Here is an 18,946-nt window from a genome sequence, read left to right on the forward strand (position 1 = left end):
TTAGTTGCTTGCTCCGGGCCGGCCGAAAGGGGCCTTCGATGCTGCCCAGCACCCCACGGCGCCATGTGCGCGCCCTGCGCGCCCTGTTCGCGCTGCTGTCGCTCGCACTGCCGCTCGTGCTGCTGCCCGGCCACACCGCGCAGGCGGCCGAACGCACCGTGGCCGGCGGCCGCCTGGACTGGGGCATCAAGACGTCCTTCCAGACGTACGTCACAGGACCCATCGCGAACGGCGCCTACGAACTGACCGGCGGCGCGGCCACCGTCGGCGAGAACCAGTTCCGCTTCCACTCCGCCAGCGGCGGCTACGACCCGGACACCGGCGCGTTCGAGGCCGGATACGGCGGCGGCGTTCACTTCACCGGACACCGGAAGGACGACGGCAGCCACGAACTGGACCTCACCATCAGCAATCCCACCGTCCGGATCGCCGGCGACTCCGGCACGCTCCACGCCGACATGCGCAGCAAGGAACGCGGCACCGGCGTCGTCACCGAGACCGCCCAGGTGCCGCTGGCCGACCTCGACCTGACCGGCGTCGACCTGCGCGGCGGCACCTCCATCGCGGTCACCGGCATCCCGGCCACCCTCACCGCCGAGGGGGCGGCCGCGTTCGCCGGGTACTACCGGGCGGGCGACGCGCTGGACCCGGTGACCCTGACCGCCGACACCGAAGCCCCCGCCGAGCCGGAACCGGAGCCGGAGCCCTCGGACGACGGGGACGGGGACGGGGAAGCCGACGCGGCGGACGGCGCGATCGCGGCCGGTGCCGTCGACTGGGGCGTGCGCCGCACCTTCCGCGAGTACGTCACCGGCCCCATCGCCGAGGGCTCGTGGCAGGTGGCCGACGGGGCGCAGGACGGCGGCGCGCTCTTCCGCTTCCCCGCCGCCTCCGGTACCGCCGACCCCGAACGCGGCACCGTGGAAGCCGAGTTCACCGGCGCGGTGCGGTTCACCGGCAGCGGCCTCGACCTGACGCTCGGCGGCTTCACCGTCACCGTGGCCGACGGCGAGGGAACGCTCGCCGCCGACGTGACCACGGACGGCGGCGAGCCCGCCGCGGACCGGCCGCTGATCACCTTCGAGGCCGCAGGACCCGCGCCGCGCGACGGGCTGATCCTGCTGAACGAGGCGCCCGCGGAGCTGACGGAGGAGGGCGCCGCCGCGTTCGGCGGCCTGTACCCGCCCGGCACCGCCATGGACCCCGTCACCCTCGCCTTCGCCCTCGACGGCGACGCCGAACTCCCGCCGCTGCCCGACCTGGGCAGCGAGCCCGCCGCCGCGGAGAGCCCCAGGGCCGCGGACCCCGGCACGGACCCCGGCGAGGCGCCCGCCGCGGCGGAGCCCGCCGACGACGGCGGCACCCCGACCACCCTCATCGCGACCGGCACCGGCGTGTCGCTCGCCCTCGCCGCCGCCGCGTACGTCCTCCTGCGCCGCACCCGCCGCGCTCGGCACAACGGAATCCCCAAGGAGACAGACCCGTCATGACCCTCACCAGACCCCGCCCCGTCCGCCGCGGCGGGCTGCTGCTCGCCGCGGCCACCGCGACCGTGCTCGGCGTGACCTCGTTCGGCGGCCAGGCGCTGGCCGACGACACCGCACCCGCCGCGCCGATCGGCCTGACCGACGGCACGCTCGACTGGGGCGTGAAGGAGTCCTTCCGCCGCTACCTCACCGGACCGATCGCGGGCGGGAGCGCGACGACCACCGACGGTGCGCGGACCAACGAGGACGGCAGCTACCGCTTCACCGGTGGCACCGGCACCTACGACCCGGCGGTCCACGCGGTGGACACCGCGTTCGACGGGAGCGTCCACTTCGAGGGTCACCACGGCGAACTCGACCTGAAACTCTCCGAGTTCCGTGTGGTCACCGAGGGGGAGAGCGGCGCGATCTTGGCGGACGTCACGGTCGCGGGCACCACCACGGAGGACGTCGAGTTCGCCACGCTCGACCTCTCCGCGGTGGCGCCGGGTCAGGGGGAGGGCGGGGCGCTGGTCTTCGCGGACATCCCCGCCACCCTGACCTCCGGCGGCGCCGAGGCGTTCGAGTACAACGGCGCCCCGATGTACCAGGAGGGCACCGAACTGGACCCGGCCACCCTGACCGTCACCCCTGAGGAGCCTGAGGAGCCTGAGGAGCCGGGAACCCCGGAGGAGCCCGGGGCACCCGAGGAGCCCGGCACGCCCGCCCCGGCCGCCGGCGGCATCCACGACGGCCGGCTCGACTGGGGTGTGAAGGAGTCGTTCCGCGGCTATGTGACCGGCCCCATCGCGAACGGCAGCGTCGAACTCACCGGCGGCGCCGCCGAGATCGCGGACGGCTACCGCTTCCCCCACGCGCAGGGCACCGCCGACGGCGACGCCGGCACCCTGGACGCCGCGTTCGACGGCGCGGTCCGCTTCACCGGCCACGACGGCGCGCTCGACCTGTCGTTCTCCGAACTGGCCCTCGACGTGGACGGCGGCGAGGCCACGCTGGTCGCCGACGTCACCTCGAAGGACCGCGAGACCGGCGAGGTCGACGCATACGACGCCATCCCCGTCGCGGACCTCGACCTCGCCGCCGACGCCCTGTCCCCGGCGAGCCCGGTGAACGACGTCATCACCCTCGACGCCGTTCCCGCCACCCTCACCGCCGAGGGCGCCGAGGCGTTCGCCGGCTTCTACGGGCCGGGCGAGGCCCTCGACCCGGTCACCGCCACCCTCGCCCTCACCGAGGACGCCGACCTCGGCGGGTCAGGGGACGGCGGCACCGAAGGCGGCACCGGCGGACCAGGCGGCATCTCGCCCCAGTCGGGTGCCACGGGCGGAGCCCTGGCCGCGACCGGCGGCGACACCTCCGCCCCGCTGCTCGCCGGTGCGGCGGCGGCCCTGGCGGCAACCGGCGCGGCCGTCGTCCTGACCACGCGCCGCCGCGCCCGCCTCCAGGGCTGACGCCCTGAGCCCTCCGGCCGGCCGCACGGCCGGCCGGAGGGCCCGGGCTCAGCAGCCCTGCGGCTCGGTGGCCGCCGTGGTCAGCGCCGTGGTGAACGCCTGCACCGGCAGGGCCGCGGGCGGCCTGCCGTACACGGCGAGCGAGACGCGCCTGCGCTCCCCGGGCAGCCGGTCGGCGCGCACGCCCGGGTGGCGGTGGGCACGCAGCGCCAGCCCCGGCAGCACGCCGACCCCGAGGCCCGCGGCGACGAGCGCCTGCACGGCGACGTAGTCGTCGGTCTCGAACGTGATGCGCGGCGCGAACCCGGCCCGCGCGCAGATCGACGCCAGGTGCGTGCGGCACCGTTCGCACCCGGCGATCCAGTTCTCCCCGGCGTAGGTCGACAGCTCCGCGCGCGGGCCCGGCCACGTGGCGTCCGCGGGCGTCACCACGTACATCGCCTCCTGGAGCAAGGGCGTCGTCGTCGTGTTCCGCCGGTCGCCCGGCAGCGGATCGTCGTGGTCGAATATCAGCGCCGCGTCGACGTTCCCGTTGCGCAGCGCCGTCAGCGCCTCCGGCGGCTCCGCCTCGCTCAGCGCCAGCTCGACGCCCGGGTGCTCGGCCGCCAGGCGCGCCGCCGCGGTCGGCACCAGCGTCGCCAGCGCCGAGGGGAACGCCGCGAGCCGCACCCGCCCGGTGCCGAGGCCCGCGTGCGCCGCCAGCTCGGCCTGCGCCGCCTCCACCTGGCCGAGGATCTCCTCCGCCCGCGCCACCAGCAGCCGCCCCGCGTCGGTCAGGAGCACCCCGCGGCCCACGCGCCGCACCAGGACGACGCCCACCTCCGCCTCCAGCTTCGCCAGGTGGTGGCTCACCGAGGGCTGCGCGTAGTGCAACGACTCGGCGGCCGCGGTGACCGAGCCCTCGCGGGCCACCGCGACCAGGACCCGGAGCCGGGTGAGGTCCAGCATGCCCGGAAGCATAGATGAGGTCGATGGAACCAGAGAAAACCGGCATTGGATCTATACGGCCAGGTATGGGACGGTGCTGGCATGTCTGGCACGCCGCGAACGCCGACCATCACCGACGCCCTGCGCGCCCGCCGCCTCCTGGCCGGCCACCTGCCGCCCACACCCATGTGGTCCTATCCCGCGCTCAACGCCACGACCGGCGCGACCGTGCTGCTCAAGCACGAGAACGCCCAGCCCACCGGCGCGTTCAAGGTGCGCGGTGGCCTGACGCTGATGGCCGGGCTCGACGCCGCCGGGCGCGCCCGCGGCGTGGTGGGCTACTCCACCGGCAACCACGCCCAGTCCCTCGCCTACGCCGCCGCCCGCTTCGACGCGCCCTGCGTCATCGTCATGCCCACCGGCCCCAACCCGGCCAAGGCGCACGCCGTCCGGGCGCTGGGCGCCGAACTGATCGAGGCGGGCGCCGACCTCGGCGAGGCCGCCGTGCACGCCGGGCGCATCGCCGCCGAACGCGGCATGCGGCTGGTCAGCGCGGCCGACGAGCCGGAGCTGATCGCCGGGGTGGCGACCGCCTATCTGGAGGTCTTCGACCGCGAGCCCGCGCTCGACGCGGTGATCGTCCCGGTCGGCGGCGGCAGCGGCGCCGCCGCGGCCTGCCTGGCCGCCGCGGCGCTCGCGCCCGGCTGCCGCGTCGTCGCCGTCCAGTCGGCGGCCTCGCCCGCCGCCCACGACTCCTGGCGGTCCGGCGGGGCGCAGCTGCGCCGCCCCAACCGCACCCGGGTCGAAGGGCTGGCCACCGGCAGCGGGTTCGAGCTGACCCAGCGCATCCTGCGTGACCACCTTGCGGACTTCCTCCTGGTGGACGACGACGCCATCGCCGGGGCCCAGTGGACGCTGATGCGCGACGCCCACACCCTCGCCGAGGGCGCGGGCGCGGCGGCCCTGGCGGCGCTGCTCGCGTATCCCGAACGGTTCGCGGGGCAGCGGGTCGCGGTGATGTGCACCGGCGGCAACGCCAGCGAGACGGAGATCCGCGCCTGTAGCGCGGTGGCCGCCTGACCCGGGGCGGCGCGGTCCTGCCTCAGCAGTCGCAGCAGCAGCACCCGTCGCCGCCACCGCCGCCCCCGCTTCCGCCGCCCCCGCCGGCGTCGCCCCCACCGCCCCCGCTTCCGCCGCCCCCACCGGCGTCGCCCCCACCACCCCGGCTTCCGCCGCCACCCCCGCTTCCGCCGCCCCCGCCGGCGTCGCCGCCCCCGTCACCCGTGTCACTGCCGCGCTCGCCGCGGTTCGCGTCATCGCCGCCGCAGTTGCAGCACTGGCAGCCTTCGGAGCACGTGTCACAGCAGTCGCCCCGGCGGCACCAGCCGGTGCGTTCCCTGCCGGTCCACGGATCGCGGTACGGGTCGGAGCAGCAGACCTGACCGGTGCAGAACAGCCCGGTCCACACGGCGCAGCCGGCGACCGGGCCGCGCCGCCGCGTCGGCGGCGGGGCGCCGCCGGGCGGCAGGTGCGCGCAGCTCGTGTCGAAGGTGCGGTCCACGGCCCGGCGCAGCTCGTGGTCGAGCAGGAGGTGCAGCAGCCGGTCGTCGTCGAAGCGGGCCTCGGCGAGGGCGAGGCGGATGCCGAGGGCCGCGTCGTCGCACAGGCGGCGGACCTCGGGCAGCGGCGTGCCGGTGGCGGTGACCGGGTTCCACGCCCCGTTCCCTTCGTCCGCCGCCAAGTCCTCGACGGCGTCGAGGAGATGGGCGATGCGGCCGAAGAGGCGGCCCGCCTCCGCCAGCGGCCGGGCGTTGTCCGGCCGGCCCGCCAGGTGTGCGGTGTGTGCGAATGCGGCGGCCGTCGCGGTCTCCGTGGGCTCGGTCACCGCGAGGACCGGGGTGCCCGGCCCGGCCGCGGCCTCGACCTCCTGCTGACGGCCGACCGCGTCGGTGAGCACCGCGGTGTCGAAGCCGATCCGCGCGCCGCCGCGGCTGCCCGCCGCGTCCCAGCCGGTCGCGAAGCGCCGCGCGGCGGCGGCGACGCCGCGGCGGGCCAGCAGGCCGTCGCGGTCGGCGATGTGGTCGCGGATCTTCGCGGACGCAAGCACCAGCGACACGGCGGCGGCCAGGGCCGCGCCCTCGCCGCGCGCGACGCTGGCGGTGCGCATCCCGCGCAGCGGGCAGGGGCCGGCGGTGCGCCTGGCCGCCGGGGCCTTCGGGGCCTGCGCCTCGTGCAGCACGGAGATGAGCAGGCCGTCGTAGTTGGTGGCCACCCGGGCGGCCTGCCCGTGGGTGCCGCGCAGCGCCAGGCAGAGGCCGCACAGGTGCGCCACCCAGTCATCCGCGAGGCCCCCCGGCAGCCGATGACGGCACGGCCTGATTATTCCGAACACGTGAGCCCCCCCGTGAGCTGATCGCGCGAAGGTCAACATCATGACAGAGGCGGGGGAATGGCCCCGACCTGGTGTCCGGTGGCCCGGCGAGGCCGGGTCCTGTCAGATCTGTTGACGCAAAAGCCCAGCTCATACGTTGCTGGTACGAAACAGCGAGGGGTTAACGGGCCGTTCGGGCGCGCGTCAGGTGAAAAGCGCCGGGTCGCCCGCGCCCTCGCGCACCACCTCCGGCTCGTCCCCGGAGAAGTCCACGACCGTGGTGGGGACGACGCCGCAGTCCCCGGCGTCGAGTACGGCGTCCACCACGTGGTCGAGCCGTTCCTTGATCTCCCAGCCCTGGGTCAGCGCGTCCTCCTCGCCTGGAAGGAGCAGGGTGCTCGACATCAGCGGCTCGCCCAGCTCCGCCAGCAGGGCCCGCACGACGGTGTTGTCGGGGATGCGCACGCCGATGGTCCGGCGCTTGGGGTGCATCAGCCGGCGCGGCGCCTCCTTGGTGGCGGGCAGGATGAAGGTGTACTTGCCGGGCGTGGCCGCCCGGACGGCGCGGAAGACGGTGTTGTCCACCCGGGCGAACTGCCCCAGCTGCACGAAGTCCGCGCAGACCAGGGTGAAGTGATGGCGGTCGCCCAGCTTCCGGATGGCCCGGATACGGTCCAGACCCTCGCCGTTGCCCAGCCGGCAGCCGAGCGCGAAGCAGGAGTCCGTCGGGTAGACGACGAGCCCCCCGGCCCGGATGATCTCCGCCACCTGGCCGATGACGCGGGGCTGTGGGTTCTTGGGGTGCACGTCGAAATATCTCGCCATACCACGAGCCTAGGCCCTGCCCTTCCGATGCCGCCGGGCCGGTGGGCCGGCGGCATCGTGGGGTCGGTGAGGTCAGTAGGCGAAGATGCCGAAGCCGAAGCCCGGCACGGTGACCTCCTGGCCGCTGAGCGTGGCGCCGTTCGTCTCCACCGGCCTGGCCTCGCCGGGGCCAGGGGCGGCCAGGGTGTAGGAGGCGGGCTCGCGGCGCGGGTTGACAGCGATGAGGTAGCAGTCCCCACGTGTGTACACCAGGGGGTAGCCGGTGTGCAGGACGTTGACGGGGGAGCGGCTGCCCAGCTCGGGAACGGACTTGCGCAGCGCGATCAGGCGGCGCACCAGATGCAGCAGGGAGTCCGGGTCCGCGCGCTGCCCGGCGACCGTCGGGCGGCCCGGGTCGGGGTCGACGGGCAGGTAGAGCCGGTCGGCGGGCGCGGTGGAGAAGCCGGCGCCCGGGGAGTCGTCCCACTGCATCGGGGTCCTCGACCCGGCCCTGTTGTAGCGGGGGCCGAGCACGCTGCCCTCGTGGTCCGGCAGGCCGGGGAGGTAGCGCATGCCGATCTCGTCGCCGTAGTAGATGGCGGGCAGCGTCGGCCAGGTCAGCTGGAAGGCGAACGCCGCGGGCAGCTGCTCGGCGGTGCGCGGGCCGCAGCACAGGCGGGAGAAGTCGTGGTTGGCGGATGGCAGGGTGATGAACCCCTGGTCGCCGATGACGGCGTTGACCGACTCCCAGGCGGTGACGAACGTACCGGCGGTGCCGCCGCCGTCCGCGTCGAAGTAGCAGTGCCGCTGCGTCCAGTGCTCGGCGACGGTGCCGTGGTTGTTGTTCCACAGCGAGCGCAGCGGCAGGCCGTCGGAGGGGCCGCCGAACTGGAGGAAGAAGTCGGAGTGGAAGCCGGCGGGCACCGAGACGGCCGGGTCGCCCCACTCGGCCAGCAGCGCCGCGTGCGGGTGGGCGCTGTCCAGCCACGTGCGCAGCTCGGTCCACAGCCGGCCGGTCTCGATCAGTCCGGGGTCGTCCTTGACCAGGGAGTGCGCCATGTCCACGCGGAACCCGGCCAGGCCGAGGCGCAGCCAGTGGTCCATGATCTCGCGCAGCGCCGCCCGGTTGGCACGCGGCCCCTCCGAGCCGACGGGCAGCCGCCAGGGCTCGGCCGGGTCCTTGCGGGCGTAGCCGAAGTTGAGGGCGGGCTGGGACTCGAAGAAGTTCGGCAGGTAGCCGCCCGGTCTGCTGCCGGGGGAGGCCACGAAGTTGTCCGGCAGTCCGTCGGTGGACTCCGTCCAGATGTACCGCTGGTCCGCCGGGTCGTCGATCGCGGCGCGGAACCAGGGGTGCTGGTCGGAGGTGTGTCCGGCCACCAGGTCGAGCAGCACACGGATGCCGCGCCGCCCCGCGGTGTCGACGAGCTGGGCCAGGTCGTCCGCGGTCCCGTAGCGGGGCGCGACCGACAGGTAGTCGGAGATGTCGTAGCCCGCGTCGTTGAACGGGGAGGCGAAGCAGGGGTTCAGCCAGATCGTGTTCACGCCGAGCCACGCCAGGTGGTCGATCCGCTCGGTGACCCCCGCGAAGTCACCGATCCCGTCGCCGTTCGCGTCGGCGAAGCTCTGCGGGTAGATCTGATAGAGGACGGCGTCGGGGAGCCAGGCGGGAGCGGGGCGGAAGGACGGCATGGGGGCGGCGCACCTTTCGGGTCACACGGGGCACTGGAGAAGGGCGGTTCAGCCCTTGACCGCGCCGGCGGTCAGGCCGGATACCACGGCGCGGCGGAAGACCAGGACGAGCAGCGCGATGGGCAGCACCGAGACCGTCGCGGCGGCGAAGATCGTGCCGTAAGGGACGGTGAACTGGCTGCCGAAGAGCGCCAGGCCGACCGGCATCGTCCGGAACCGGTCGGCCGTGTTCAGGGTGAGCGCGATCAGGAACTCGGTCCAGCAGGCGGTGAACGTGAAGATCGCCGCGGTGAACATGCCGGGTCTGGCCTGCGGCAGGATCACCGACAGGACGGTGCGTACCGGGGAGGCACCGTCCACCCACGCGACTTCCTCCATCTCCTTCGGAATCCCGAGGAAGAAGTTCCGCAGAATCCAGACCGCGAACGGCACGTTCAGCGCCGTATATACGAGGATCAGGCCTTGGTAGCTGTTGAGCCACCCGATATCGCGCATCAGCAGGAAGAGGGGGGCGGCGAGCGCGATGGTGGGGAAGAGGGAGATCATCAGCAGCGCCACCATGATCGGTGCCTTGCCGCGCAGCGGCAGCCGCGCCAGGGCGTACCCGGCGAACGCGCTCAGGGACAGCACCAGCGTCGTGGCCACGACGGACACCAGCACGGAGTTCACCAGGTAGGTGCCGAAGTTGTTGTCGACGAACGCCTGCCGGTAGTTCTCGAAGGTGGCGTTCGGGGGCCACAGGTCGGGCGGGTTGGCGCCGATCTCCTCCGGGCCCTTGAGCGAGGACGCGGCCATCCAGTACAGCGGCGCGGCCACGAAGGCGGCGATGAGCAGCGCCGCGAGATGCGTCCAGGTCAGTCGGACTCTGCCGATTCTCATGTCCCGGCCTCCTCTTCGCCGACCTGGGACCGGAACGCGCGCAGGAACAGCAGGCAGCCGACCAGCACCAGGGCGGCGGTGCTCGCCGCCACGGCCGCGCCCGGGCCGAAGTCGAGGTTGGTGAACATCACATGCCAGCCCAGCAGGGCGAGTGACTCCGTGGCGTCGCCGGGGCCGCCGCCGGTCAGCACGAACGGCAGGTCGAAGATCCCGAAGGCCTGGAGGATGCGGAAGAGGACGGCGATGGTCAGCGCGGGCCGCAGCAGCGGCAGCCGCACCCGCCAGAAGGCGGTCCACGCGCCGGCGCCGTCCACGCGGGCGGCCTCGGTGACGTCGGTGGGCAGCATCATCAGCCCGGCCAGCACGATGATCGCGACGAACGGGGTGGTCTTCCACACGTCGGCCACCGCCATCGAGATGATCGCCGGGAAGCGGGTGCCGAGGAACTGCACGGGCTCGCCCGTCACGCTCTCCGACGCGGCCGTCAGGATGCCGTAGACGCCGTTGTACATGTACGCCCACAGCTGGGCCGAGACGACGGTGATCATCGCCCAGGGCAGCAGGAGCAGCGCCATCATCCAGCTCCGCCCGACGCCGCCGAGCCGTTCGAGCACCAGCGCGATCAGCGTGCCGAGGATCAGTTCGGCCACCACCGTGCCGATGGTGTACAGCACGGTGAACACCAGGGCGTGCCGCCAGCGTTCCGAGCCGAGCAGCAGCCCGTAGTGGCCGGTGGTGAAGCCGGAGAGGCTGAATCCGCCGGCGGACACGTCGACGTCGCTCAGGCTCATCGCGACCGAGAAGACGATGGGGAACAGCGTGACGGCCAGCACCACGAACAGCCCGGGCAGGGCGAACGCCCAGCCCAGCCGGGCGAACCGGCGTTCGAGCACGGAGCGCTGCGGCGGGCGCAGCCGGGAGCGCCCGCCGGGGCCGCCGGGCGGCTGCCCGGCGGCCTCCGCGGGCTGCCCGACCTCGGCCGGTCCACCGCGGGGCGGCGGATGGTGCCTGGAACGTCCGTACGCCAGCGTGTGGCCGTCGTCCTCACCTGGCGGCCCGGCCGCCGCCGAAGGGGTGCCCTCCGGGGGAGTGTCGCTCACGGCAACCTCGGGTTCGCTTCTCCGCCCGCGCGGCTGCGTGCGGCGGTGGGGGTGGTCGCGCGGGGCCCGGCCGCCGCGCGGGGGATGCCTGCCGGTCCGTCGCCTGCTGGCCGGAGGCCGGGGGAGTAGCTCACAGGGCGTTGCCCTCCAAAGCCCGCTCGATGTCGTCGCACGCCGCGCGCAGCGCCGCGCCCGGCGGCGTGGTGCCGGCCAGCGACCCGTTGATGTTGGTGAACATGCCGTAGCTGACCTGCGCGTACCGGGGGAAGAGGGCGGGTCTGGCGACCATCGGCACCTCGGCCGCGGCGGCGAGCACCGGATCGTCGCGCTGCAACTCCTTGTCGTTCAGCACGTCGGAGACGGTGGGCAGTACGGCGTTCTCCGCGAGCATGCGCTGCGCCTCGTCGCCGGTCATCCACTTGATGAACGTCAGCACGGCGCCGACCGACTCGCTGTGCGGGTTGACCATGAGGTTCCAGCCGCCCATGGCGGAGGGGCCCGGGTGGTCCTCGCCTTCGAAGGTGGGCAGCGGCGCGATGCCGACCTTGCCCGCCACCGCGGAGATCTCCGGGTTGTTGGACTCGCCGAAGCCGTGCGCCCAGTTGCGGTGGAAGACGGCGTCGCCCTCCACGAAGGTCTGGAGCGACTGCGGCTCCTGGAAGCTGGTGATCGCCGAGGGCGCCACCTCGTCGTCCAGCATGCCGCGCATGAAGTCCAGGACGCGCCGGTTCTCCTGGGTCTCCATCGTGCAGCTCTCGTGGTCATCGGAGACGCTCCGGCCGCCGGCCGCCGCCGTCATCTCGGTCCAGTTGACGCTCAGACCCTCGTAGTTGGCCCACTGGCCGACGTAGCCGTACTTCGCGTCTCCCGCGTCCTGGATGGTGCGGGCGGTCTTCGCCAACTCCTCCCAGGTGCGGGGGACCGGCAGGTCGTGCTTCTCCAGCAGGTCCTTGCGGTAGTAGAGGAAGCCGGCGTCGGCGTACAGCGGCGCCGCCACGTGGTCGCCGCGGTACTCGGTGAGCTCGGACCGCTGCTCGGGGTAGCGGTCCCAGAAGTCGTCCGGCAGGTGCTCGTCCAGCGGCATGGCCAGCTCTGACCTGCCGAACTGGGCGGGCCAGATGAGGTCGCCGTTGAAGACGTCGATGCTGCCGGAGCCGCCGGAGATCTCGGTGGTCAGCGTGGCGCGCATCGTGTCGGTGTTGTTCGGCGCCGCCTGGTAGGTGACGGAGATCTCGGGGTGCTTTTTCTCGAAGGCGTCGATGAGCTTCTGTGGCAGGCCCTCGGGGCCGAAGTTGATTGCGTACCAGGTAATGGCGCCGGACGCCGGCCCCACGTCCCGCGGATCGACCGTTGCGGAACCGACGCCGGAGCCGCATGCGGCAGCGGCCAGCAGAACGGGGACGGCGCAGAGCGCGGCTGCTCTGCGGATGGACATGGGCCTCAGCGTTCCGTGCCCGTCCCCCTACACAAAGCCGAAAACGCTCTTATCGGAAATATTCACCGGAAAGGGCCCCTGCTTCAGGCCGCTGCGTTCTCCAGGTCCATGAACACCGCCGTGTTCAGCGCGAACGCCCGCTTGCACTCGTCCACGATCCGCAGCCGCTCCGGCTCCGGTGCGGGCAGCGCGTCCAGCAGCGACCGGTACTCACGCTTGAACGCGGCCGGGTTGGCGATGCCCTCGAAGACGTAGAACCGCACCCCGTCGCCCTTGCGCGCGAAGCCGTAACGCCGCTCCGCGGTGGAACGGATGATCTGACCGCCGGAGAGGTCACCGAGGTAGCGGGTGTAGTGGTGCGCGACATAGCCGCCCGGCCAGTCCCGCGCGACCTCCATCACGCGCGCCGCGTACGCCTCGGTCGCGGGCAGCGGGCGCAGCGCGGCGCGCCAGTCCCCGCCGTCGTGCAGGTGGTCCAGGTCCCGTTCGAGCGCGGTGGTGCGGAAGAGCTCGGGGCGGATGAACGGGCCCGCGACCGGGTCGTCCGCCAGCCGGTCCGCGACACCCTCCAGCGCCCGGTAGACGAACCACAGCTGCTCGGTGTAGCTGCGGAACGCGCCGACGCCGAGCCGTCCGCCGAGCAGGTCGCCCATGAACGCCGAGTTCTCGGCTTCGGTGTGCTGCTGGTGCGAGGCGTCGCGGATCAGCGTCGAGAAGGGGGTGGCTTCGAGCACGGTCACGGCGGACCTCCAGGGCCGAACGAGGCGGCGGGGCGCGGCAGGCCGCCGCGCCCCGCCATCCTCGCTACTTAGGCTTACCTAAGTCAAGCACTTGCCGACGCCGTGTCGGTAACCTCGGGTCAGGGCAGCGTCAGGATCTCCGCCCCGTCGTCCGTCACCAGCAGCGTGTGCTCGAACTGCGCCGTGCGCCTGCGGTCCTTGGTGACCACCGTCCAGTTGTCCGCCCACATGTCCCACTCGTGCGTACCGAGCGTCAGCATCGGCTCGATCGTGAACGTCATCCCCGCTTCGAGCACCGTCGTCGCGTTCGGGTCGTCGTAGTGCGGGATGATCAGGCCCGAGTGGAACGAGCTGTTGATGCCGTGACCGGTGAAGTCCCGCACCACGCCATAGCCGAAGCGCTTCGCGTAGGACTCGATGACGCGTCCGATCACGTTGATCCGGCGACCGGGCCTGACCGCCCGCACCGCCCGGGTCAGCGCCTGGCCGGTCCGCTCGACCAGCAGGCGCGACTCCTCGTCCACCGCCTCCTCGCCGCCCACCAGGTACGTCGCGTTGGTGTCGCCGTGCACGCCGCCGGTGAACGCGGTCACGTCGAGGTTCACGATGTCGCCCGCGTGCAGCACCGTCGAGTCCGGGATGCCGTGGCAGATCACCTCGTTCACCGAGGTGCACAGCGATTTGGGGAAGCCCCGGTAGCCGAGCGTGGACGGGTAGGCGCCGTGGTCGCACAGGAACGTGTGCGCCACCTCGTCCAGCCGGTCGGTCGTCACCCCCGGCTCGATGTGCGCCGCCGCCTCCGCCAGCGCCTGCGCGGCGATCCGCCCGGCGATCCGCATGCGCTCGATGGTCTCCGCGTCCTGCACGTCGGGGCCGCGGTAGGGCGTGGGCGCCTTGCGGCCCACGTACTCGGGGCGGGGGATCGCGGAGGGAACGGTGCGGGCCGGCGAGAGCCGGCCGGGAACAAGGAGCGACTGGCCAGACATGCGAATGAGTTTACGGGTGGGCAGGATGAGGACATGGCTGCTCTCTTCCGACGCAAGACCGCCGGCCGGTCCGGCGAGTGGTACTACTGCCTGAAGCACCGCGCGGTCGAGGAGGGCCCCGACTGCCCCGCGCAGGACCGCTTCGGCCCGTACCCGACCCGCACCGAGGCCGAGCACGCGATGGACACCGCCCGCGACCGCAACGAGGCGTGGCGCAACGACCCGCGCTGGAACGACGAGGACCCCGGCGAGGACGGGACCGGGGACCGGGACGGGAACGGCGGCGGGAGCCGGGCGACCTGACGCAGCAGGACCGCGGCCCGGGGGGAGCCGACTGGCCGCGGCGGGGGAGTGGCAGGATGCGGACATGACCTCAACAGAAGCCGGCGGCACCAAGCCCGCCGCCAAGGACCCCTGGGCCCTGCCTGACGTCTCCGGCCTCGTCATCGGCGTCCTCGGCGGAACCGGCGACCAGGGCCGCGGTCTCGCCTACCGCCTCGCCCGCGCCGGCCACCGGGTGATCATCGGCTCGCGCGCCGCCGACCGCGCCCGCGCCGCCGCGGACGAACTCGGCCACGGCACCGAGGGCATGGACAACGCGGGCTGCGCCCGGGAGAGCGACGTGGTGATCGTCGCCGTCCCGTGGGAGGGTCACGCCGCCACCCTCACCGCGCTGCGCGAGGAGCTGGCGGGCAAGCTCGTCGTCGACTGCGTCAACCCGCTCGGCTTCGACAAGAAGGGCGCGTACGCCCTCGTTCCCGAGGAGGGCAGCGCCGCCGAGCAGGCCGCCGCGCTCCTGCCCGACGCGCGCGTCACCGCCGCGTTCCACCACCTGTCGGCCGTGCTGCTCCAGGACCCCGCGATCGAGAAGATCGACACCGACGTCATGGTGCTCGGCGAGAGCCGCGCCGACTGCGCGATCGTGCAGGCGCTGGCCGGCCGCATCCCCGGCATGCGCGGCGTCTTCGCCGGCCGGCTGCGGAACGCCCACCAGGTGGAGGCGCTGGTCGCCAACCTCATCTCGGTCAACCGCCGCTACTCCGCCCACGCGGGCGTCCGCCTCACCGACATCTGACCCCAGCAGATCCCGCCAGACCCACGGAGCCCTCCAGATGCCCCCCGCCGCCCAGGCCGCCCACCCCAGCCGGCTCGCCGTCTACGCCCTGATCGTGTGCGTGCTCACCGTCGTCGCGGCGGTCGTGTCGTTCACCCGGGGCAACTGGCTCGGCATCATCTGGGTCCTCCTGGCCGGCCTCTCGTCGAACCTGGCCTGGTACTACTTCAAGAAGTCCAGGGCCCGGCCGACCGCCTGAGGCGGCCGGCCGGGGCGGCGCGCCCGGAGATCAGTGGAAGCTGTGCTCCTCGTCCGGGTAGGCCCCGCCCACGACGTCCTCGGCGAACGCCCGCGCCGCGTCGCCCAGCGCCTCCCGCAGCCGCCCGTACTGCTTGACGAACCGCGGCGTGCGGCCGCCGGGCCACTCCGTCATCCCGGCCATGTCGGTCCACACCAGCACCTGCGCGTCGCACTCCGCGCCCGAGCCGATGCCGATCGTCGGAATGTGCAGGCTGCGCGTCACCTCCGCGGCCAGTTCGGCCGTCACCAGTTCGAGCACCACCGCGAACGCGCCCGCGTCCTGCACCGCCTTCGCATCCCGCAGGAGCTGCTGCGCCGCCTCCTCACCGCGCCCCTGCACCGGGTGCCCGCCGTAGGCGTGCACCGACTGCGGGGTCAGGCCGACGTGGGCCATCACCGGAATCCCCGACTCCACCAGCAGCCGGATCTGGTCGGCGGAACGCTCGCCGCCCTCCAGCTTCACCGCGCCGACCCCGGCCTCCTTGACCAGGTGGGTGGCGCTGCGCAGCGCCTGCACCGCGCTCTCCTGGTAGGACCCGAACGGCAGGTCCCCCACGATCAGCGCGCGGCTCGTGCCGCGCACCACGGCCCCGGCCAGCATGGTCATCTGGTCGAGGGTGACCGGGACGGTGCTGTCGTACCCCAGGTGGGCATTGCCCATGGAGTCGCCCACCAGCATCACCGGAATACCTGCCTCGTCGAAGACCGAGGCGGTCATTGCGTCGTACGCGGTCAGCATCGGCCACTTCTCGCCCCGCCGCTTGGCCGCCGCTATGTCCCTGACCGTGAGTCTGCGGCTGCTCCGGCCGCCGTAGAGCCCGGTCCCGGCAGGCTTGTGCCCTGTCATCGCGCTGGTCATCGCGCTGCTCCTGTTCGTCGTCTCGAAGCGCCGTCACGGCGTCCCCGGATCGCCTTCCATGGTCGCACCGAGGCGGCGCACGCGAAAAGGGGTGCTGATATAACGGAACCCCGCGCCCCGCCGTGGCCGTCTTGAGAGCGGACGAATCCGTCACACGATCCGGGAGTGGCCTCCTGGCCGGTGCCACGGGGCGAGTGGGGCCTATGGTTGCCGGGGCGGAGCGCGACGGTCAGCGAGGGCAGCGGATGGCACGTGTGGACACCCCGGCAACCCGTTCGGACGAGGGCGACGAGGACGGCGCCCACGCCGCCGGGGAGGGCGGTGGCGACAAGCCGCGCTGGCGGGACCGCGTCGGGCGGTGGCGCCGCGGCTGGGTCGTCGCGGGCCTGGCCCTGGCACTCGCCCTGATCATGATGCTGCACTCCAGGATTCCCAACCAGATCGGGAACCTGGGCAGTCTCCTCCAGACCTTCCTGCCCTGGCTCGGCTTCACGATCCCGGTGCTGGCCGGCTGCGCGGCGCTGCGCCGTTCGGCGACGGCCGTGATCGCCGTGCTGGTGCCGTCCCTGGTCTGGCTCAACCTCTTCGGCGGGCTGCTCGTCGACAAGACCGGCGGCGGCGGGGCGCTCATGGTCGTCAGCCACAACGTGGACGCGGACAACACCGACCCGGCCGCCACGGCCGCCGAGCTGGCCGCCTCGGGCGCCGACCTCCTCGCCCTCCAGGAGCTGCCGCAGAACGAGCGGGAGACCTACGAGGAGGGGCTGGCCGAGACCTACCCGCACCACAGCGTGCAGGGCACGGTCGGCCTGTGGAGCCGCTACCCGCTCAGCGACACCGCCCCCGTGGACATCGGCATGGGCTGGACGCGCGCGATGCGCACCACCGTCGCCAGCCCGCAGGGCGAGATCGCCGCCTACGTGGCGCACCTGCCGTCGGTCCGCGTGCAGTTCCGGGCCGGGTTCACCGCCGGGCAGCGGGACGACGCCGCCGATCTCCTCGGCCGGGCCATCGCCGACGAGCCGGTGGACCGCGCGATCCTCCTGGGCGACCTGAACGGGACGATGAACGACGGCGCGCTCGCCCCCCTGACCTCGCAGCTGCGTTCCACGCAGGGCGCGGCGGGCGCGGGCTTCGGCTTCAGCTGGCCCGCCGGGTTCCCCATGGCCAGGATCGACCAGATCCTGGTCCGCGACCTGGAGCCGGTCTCCTCCTGGACCCTTCCGGCCACCGGCAGTGACCACCTGCCCGTCGCCGCCCGCGTCGACCTCTGACCGCCCCGTTCTCCCTTTTGCCCGGGCCTGCTCTACTTTTGAAGGAAGGAGGAGGAAAGGTTCCGCGAGGAAGGCAGGCATGGCACGCACCCGCTACGCACCCGACCGAGGGCTAACCCGCCGCATGGTGCTCACCATGTTTCTCATCGGGCTGCTCTACGTGATCTTCGTGGGCGTGCTGGTCGCCGCACTGGGCAAGGCATGGCCGCTCGTCGTGGTCCTGGTCGGCGGACTGTTCGCCGCCCAGTTCTGGTTCAGTGACCGGATCGCCGCCTTCAGCATGGGCGCCCGCGAGGTCACCCCCGAGCAGGCCCCCGAGCTGCACGGCGCCGTGGACCGGCTGTGCGCGCTGGCCGACATGCCCAAGCCCAAGGTCGCCATCGCCGACACCGACGTGCCGAACGCGTTCGCCACCGGCCGCAGCCAGAAGAAGTCCCTGGTCTGCGCCACCACGGGCCTGCTGCGCCGCCTGGAGCCCGACGAGCTGGAGGGCGTCCTCGCCCACGAACTGTCGCACGTCGCCCACCGCGACGTCGCCGTGATGACCGTGGCCGCGTTCCTCGGCGTGCTGGCCGGGCTGATCACCCGCATGGCCCTGTGGACGGGCCTCTTCGGCCGCGGCGGCCGCAACAACCAGAACGTGCTCCTCCTGCTGATCCCGCTGATCAGCGCCGTGGTCTACGTGATCAGCTTCCTGCTCACCCGGCTGCTCTCCCGCTACCGCGAGCTGTCCGCGGACCGCACCGGCGCGCTGCTCACCGGCCGCCCCTCCGCCCTGGCCTCGGCCCTCACCAAGGTCTCGGGACAGATGTCCCGCATCCCCACCCGCGACCTGCGCCAGGCCGAGCCGTTCAACGCGTTCTTCTTCGCCCCCGCGCTGTCCCCCGGCGCGAGCCTGAGCCGGCTGTTCTCCTCCCACCCGACCCTGGAACAGCGCCTCGACCGGCTGGCGAAGCTGTCCACCGAGCTCGGCGGGTGACGCGGCCATGGGCTTCCTCGACATCATCCTCGGCCGCCGCAAGCCCGCCAGGCCCGACCTCGACCAGCTCTTCGCCATCCCCTCCGCCGCCGTCACCCTCCAGGCCGCCGCCGGGCTCACCCCCACCGGGCGCGGCTCCGTCTGCTTCGCCAGCGTCGAGGGCGGCGCGTTCACCCGCGTCAGGCAGGAGGTGCGGGAGCTGCTCGACGCCGATACCGCCACCGGCGGCATCCCCGTCGAGTTCAGCCAGGACTCCTACGGCTACACCTGGCTGCTGGCCCGCCACCCGCCGGAGGACATCGGCGGCCTGGTCAACGACCTGCACGCCGTCAACACCAGCCTGAAGGACGCCGGTTTCGGCCCCCAGCTGCTGTGCTCGATCACCGGCTTCACCACCGCACCCGACGACCGCGGCCAGCAGCGCCCGCTCGCCCTGGTCTACCTGTACAAGCGCGGCACCTTCTACCCGTTCTCGCCCGTGCCCGGCCAGTCCGAGCGCCGCGACAACGGCCTGGAACTCCAGATCCGCGCTCTGCTGGAGAACGATCTGCGAGTGGAGAAGGACCTCACCCGCTGGTTCCCCGTGTGGGGCGCGCCCGGCCTGTGAACGA

The 18,946-nt window shown here is 73.1% G+C and carries 18 protein-coding genes and 1 pseudogene; 9 read left to right on the plus strand and 10 right to left on the minus strand.

Annotated elements, in window-relative coordinates; all coding sequences use genetic code 11:
- Positions 1 to 38: 38 nt before the first annotated feature.
- Both STBA_RS27755 and STBA_RS27760 read left to right on the plus strand, forming a co-directional pair.
- On the plus strand, positions 39 to 1,490 hold the full coding sequence (locus STBA_RS27755; RefSeq protein WP_107485127.1) for an HtaA domain-containing protein: 1,452 nt from the start codon (positions 39 to 41) through the stop codon (positions 1,488 to 1,490).
- Complete coding sequence (locus STBA_RS27760) at positions 1,487 to 2,938, plus strand: HtaA domain-containing protein (protein WP_077061816.1); 1,452 nt, start codon at positions 1,487 to 1,489, stop codon at positions 2,936 to 2,938. Before STBA_RS27755 ends, STBA_RS27760 begins: the two co-directional genes overlap by 4 nt.
- A 48-nt stretch (positions 2,939 to 2,986) precedes the next feature.
- Here STBA_RS27760 and STBA_RS27765 read toward each other — a convergent pair whose 3' ends face one another.
- Positions 2,987 to 3,886, minus strand: a complete 900-nt coding sequence (locus STBA_RS27765; RefSeq protein WP_077063661.1) for a LysR family transcriptional regulator — start codon at positions 3,884 to 3,886, stop codon at positions 2,987 to 2,989.
- Between the two features lie 81 nt (positions 3,887 to 3,967).
- Here STBA_RS27765 and STBA_RS27770 point away from each other — a divergent pair, with 81 nt between their 5' ends.
- The gene (locus STBA_RS27770; protein ID WP_077061817.1) at positions 3,968 to 4,945 is read left to right on the plus strand and encodes a pyridoxal-phosphate dependent enzyme; all 978 of its coding nucleotides are present in this window, start codon (positions 3,968 to 3,970) and stop codon (positions 4,943 to 4,945) included.
- Between the two features lie 244 nt (positions 4,946 to 5,189).
- Here STBA_RS27770 and STBA_RS27775 read toward each other — a convergent pair.
- The 8 genes and pseudogenes from STBA_RS27775 to map form a co-directional block, all read right to left on the minus strand.
- Positions 5,190 to 6,257 (minus strand): annotated as a pseudogene (locus STBA_RS27775) (DUF5685 family protein); the annotation flags it as partial.
- Positions 6,258 to 6,440: 183 nt separating this feature from the next.
- Positions 6,441 to 7,061, minus strand: coding sequence for an L-threonylcarbamoyladenylate synthase (locus STBA_RS27780; protein WP_077061819.1), 621 nt, complete (start codon positions 7,059 to 7,061; stop codon positions 6,441 to 6,443).
- A 72-nt stretch (positions 7,062 to 7,133) separates the two neighbouring features.
- Entirely contained in the window at positions 7,134 to 8,729 is a 1,596-nt protein-coding gene (locus STBA_RS27785; protein ID WP_077061820.1) for an alpha-amylase family glycosyl hydrolase, read from the minus strand.
- A 48-nt stretch (positions 8,730 to 8,777) separates the two neighbouring features.
- Positions 8,778 to 9,608, minus strand: a complete 831-nt coding sequence (locus tag STBA_RS27790; RefSeq protein WP_077061821.1) for a carbohydrate ABC transporter permease — start codon at positions 9,606 to 9,608, stop codon at positions 8,778 to 8,780.
- The gene (locus STBA_RS27795; protein WP_253195051.1) at positions 9,605 to 10,708 is read right to left on the minus strand and encodes a sugar ABC transporter permease; all 1,104 of its coding nucleotides are present in this window, start codon (positions 10,706 to 10,708) and stop codon (positions 9,605 to 9,607) included. Before STBA_RS27795 ends, STBA_RS27790 begins: the two co-directional genes overlap by 4 nt.
- A 130-nt stretch (positions 10,709 to 10,838) precedes the next feature.
- Entirely contained in the window at positions 10,839 to 12,143 is a 1,305-nt protein-coding gene (locus STBA_RS27800; protein WP_077061822.1) for an ABC transporter substrate-binding protein, read from the minus strand.
- 83 nt (positions 12,144 to 12,226) lie between these two features.
- On the minus strand, positions 12,227 to 12,883 hold the full coding sequence (locus STBA_RS27805; RefSeq protein ID WP_077061823.1) for a biliverdin-producing heme oxygenase: 657 nt from the start codon (positions 12,881 to 12,883) through the stop codon (positions 12,227 to 12,229).
- Positions 12,884 to 13,002: 119 nt separating this feature from the next.
- Positions 13,003 to 13,869, minus strand: a complete 867-nt coding sequence (gene map, locus STBA_RS27810) for a type I methionyl aminopeptidase (RefSeq protein ID WP_077061824.1) — start codon at positions 13,867 to 13,869, stop codon at positions 13,003 to 13,005.
- 33 nt (positions 13,870 to 13,902) lie between these two features.
- On the opposite strand from map, the gene STBA_RS27815 reads away from it, so the two are divergent.
- From STBA_RS27815 to STBA_RS27825, 3 genes are all read left to right on the plus strand, one after another.
- The gene (locus tag STBA_RS27815) at positions 13,903 to 14,172 is read left to right on the plus strand and encodes a hypothetical protein (RefSeq protein WP_077061825.1); all 270 of its coding nucleotides are present in this window, start codon (positions 13,903 to 13,905) and stop codon (positions 14,170 to 14,172) included.
- A gap of 64 nt (positions 14,173 to 14,236) precedes the next feature.
- Positions 14,237 to 14,944 carry an NADPH-dependent F420 reductase gene (gene npdG / locus STBA_RS27820; protein ID WP_077061826.1) on the plus strand — a complete coding sequence of 236 codons (708 nt, stop codon included), beginning with the start codon at positions 14,237 to 14,239 and terminating at the stop codon, positions 14,942 to 14,944.
- 37 nt (positions 14,945 to 14,981) lie between these two features.
- Positions 14,982 to 15,182: a hypothetical protein gene (locus STBA_RS27825; RefSeq protein ID WP_077061827.1), complete on the plus strand. Its 201-nt coding sequence runs from the start codon at positions 14,982 to 14,984 to the stop codon at positions 15,180 to 15,182.
- Between the two features lie 30 nt (positions 15,183 to 15,212).
- Here STBA_RS27825 and panB read toward each other — a convergent pair whose 3' ends face one another.
- Positions 15,213 to 16,082 (minus strand): 3-methyl-2-oxobutanoate hydroxymethyltransferase, encoded by an 870-nt coding sequence (panB, locus tag STBA_RS27830; RefSeq protein ID WP_077061828.1) that lies wholly within the window; start codon positions 16,080 to 16,082, stop codon positions 15,213 to 15,215.
- 245 nt (positions 16,083 to 16,327) lie between these two features.
- Here panB and STBA_RS27835 point away from each other — a divergent pair, with 245 nt between their 5' ends.
- The 3 genes from STBA_RS27835 to STBA_RS27845 all read left to right on the plus strand — a co-directional run bounded on the left by STBA_RS27835 (position 16,328) and on the right by STBA_RS27845 (position 18,942).
- A complete protein-coding gene (locus STBA_RS27835; protein WP_077061829.1) occupies positions 16,328 to 17,356 on the plus strand; it encodes an endonuclease/exonuclease/phosphatase family protein in 1,029 nt (342 codons plus the stop codon).
- 79 nt (positions 17,357 to 17,435) lie between these two features.
- The gene (htpX, locus tag STBA_RS27840) at positions 17,436 to 18,335 is read left to right on the plus strand and encodes a zinc metalloprotease HtpX (RefSeq protein ID WP_077061830.1); all 900 of its coding nucleotides are present in this window, start codon (positions 17,436 to 17,438) and stop codon (positions 18,333 to 18,335) included.
- 7 nt (positions 18,336 to 18,342) lie between these two features.
- Positions 18,343 to 18,942, plus strand: a complete 600-nt coding sequence (locus STBA_RS27845; RefSeq protein ID WP_077061831.1) for a hypothetical protein — start codon at positions 18,343 to 18,345, stop codon at positions 18,940 to 18,942.
- The last annotated feature ends 4 nt before the right edge of the window (positions 18,943 to 18,946 follow it).

This window comes from Streptomyces sp. MP131-18, from assembly GCF_001984575.1.
GTDB lineage: Bacteria > Actinomycetota > Actinomycetes > Streptomycetales > Streptomycetaceae > Streptomyces > Streptomyces johnsoniae.

Coding starts and splice junctions, on each gene's coding strand:
- STBA_RS27765 (WP_077063661.1), bottom strand. CDS start 3,886: ATGCTGGACCTCACCCGGCTCCGGGTCCTGGTCGCGGTGGCCCGCGAG.
- STBA_RS27800 (WP_077061822.1), bottom strand. CDS start 12,143: ATGTCCATCCGCAGAGCAGCCGCGCTCTGCGCCGTCCCCGTTCTGCTG.
- STBA_RS27780 (WP_077061819.1), bottom strand. CDS start 7,061: ATGGCGAGATATTTCGACGTGCACCCCAAGAACCCACAGCCCCGCGTC.
- STBA_RS27825 (WP_077061827.1), top strand. CDS start 14,982: ATGCCCCCCGCCGCCCAGGCCGCCCACCCCAGCCGGCTCGCCGTCTAC.
- map (WP_077061824.1), bottom strand. CDS start 13,869: ATGTCTGGCCAGTCGCTCCTTGTTCCCGGCCGGCTCTCGCCGGCCCGC.
- STBA_RS27790 (WP_077061821.1), bottom strand. CDS start 9,608: ATGAGAATCGGCAGAGTCCGACTGACCTGGACGCATCTCGCGGCGCTG.
- panB (WP_077061828.1), bottom strand. CDS start 16,082: ATGACCAGCGCGATGACAGGGCACAAGCCTGCCGGGACCGGGCTCTAC.
- STBA_RS27815 (WP_077061825.1), top strand. CDS start 13,903: ATGGCTGCTCTCTTCCGACGCAAGACCGCCGGCCGGTCCGGCGAGTGG.
- STBA_RS27755 (WP_107485127.1), top strand. CDS start 39: ATGCTGCCCAGCACCCCACGGCGCCATGTGCGCGCCCTGCGCGCCCTG.
- STBA_RS27760 (WP_077061816.1), top strand. CDS start 1,487: ATGACCCTCACCAGACCCCGCCCCGTCCGCCGCGGCGGGCTGCTGCTC.
- STBA_RS27835 (WP_077061829.1), top strand. CDS start 16,328: ATGGCACGTGTGGACACCCCGGCAACCCGTTCGGACGAGGGCGACGAG.
- htpX (WP_077061830.1), top strand. CDS start 17,436: ATGGCACGCACCCGCTACGCACCCGACCGAGGGCTAACCCGCCGCATG.
- STBA_RS27770 (WP_077061817.1), top strand. CDS start 3,968: ATGTCTGGCACGCCGCGAACGCCGACCATCACCGACGCCCTGCGCGCC.
- npdG (WP_077061826.1), top strand. CDS start 14,237: ATGACCTCAACAGAAGCCGGCGGCACCAAGCCCGCCGCCAAGGACCCC.
- STBA_RS27845 (WP_077061831.1), top strand. CDS start 18,343: ATGGGCTTCCTCGACATCATCCTCGGCCGCCGCAAGCCCGCCAGGCCC.
- STBA_RS27785 (WP_077061820.1), bottom strand. CDS start 8,729: ATGCCGTCCTTCCGCCCCGCTCCCGCCTGGCTCCCCGACGCCGTCCTC.